The organism is Rhodoferax sp. ZS1R8 (assembly GCF_056521325.1).
Genome location: NZ_JBWMBA010000203.1, coordinates 1 through 1035 on the forward strand (window position 1 = coordinate 1; position 1035 = coordinate 1035).

At 61.4% G+C, this 1035-nt stretch carries 1 protein-coding gene; it reads right to left on the reverse strand.

Going from position 1 to position 1035, the window contains the following annotated elements; genetic code table 11:
* The coding region (locus tag AC097P_RS24995; RefSeq protein ID WP_479613106.1) for a DUF3375 domain-containing protein at positions 1 to 1035 on the reverse strand (1035 nt) is incomplete at both ends.

Below are 1035 nucleotides of genomic sequence, written 5' to 3' on the forward strand. Positions count from 1 at the left end.
GCGGCCGCTCCATCGGCAATTCCAGGCTGGCCGTCAAGTCATCCACAGCCGAAAAATTGCCCACGGGAGCGGTAGCACGCACCGCCAGCGCCTTGGCCTCGATGCCGAGCAAAATGTCCATGATGCGGCGGTTCTCCAACCAGGCCTGGTCGTCCAGGAAGCGGCGCAACTGCTGCGACAACTGCGCCACCGTGGCCTGCGCGTGTTCGCCGGCCTCCAGCCAGTCGTAGTGCACACGTCTGAGCCGCAAATCTGGCGATAGCGCCGCCACCGGTGGCAGTTGCAACACACGCTCCAGCAACTGGGTCAACTCTTCCTGGCGCGCCTGCGACATCAAAAAATCCCAAAACGCGCGAAAGCTCTTGCCCTGGTCCGAATCCGCAATGGCATCGCGTTCACCCATGATCTCTTCCAGCAGCGCGCCCTTGGCCCCGTCCCACAGCGCAATACGTTCCCGCACTTTTCGGTCCAAGCCGCGAAAGTTATGCTCCACCTCTCGAAAATCGGTCAACAACTCGCGCGCCAGGCCGGTGAACTGTTGGAACCGTTCTTTCAGCGCCGTGTCGTCCAACAAGGGCAGTTGGCCACCAACCACAAGCGCGATCTCGGCATCAATCTCGTCGCGCTTTTTGTGCAATTCTTTTAGGCGGGTTTCGGGGTTGGTATCGCTGCCTTCGCTCATTTGTTTGAGCAGATCAAACAGCGTGAGCAGGCGCGACTCGGTGCCCACAAAGGCGCGCTCGGTCAGGCTGGCAAGCCAGGCCAAGGCGCGCTCGGTGGCTGGGGTCAGGTCAAAGTGCGGCTCGTCTGAGCCTGCGGGGTAAAACTTGCGCAACCAGCCTTTTTCATTGGCGGCCCAGTCGTTCAGATACTCCAGGGCGGATTTGGGAAACGGCGACGCAGTGCCACGCGCCGCTGCCTGTTCGCGCACCCCAAACAACGTGTCCTCCAGCGCCTCCACCAGATCCGACTGCGCCATCACCCTTACATTGGGCGTGATGAAGGCCCGGTGCAAGAAGCTGCCAATCAGCGGCG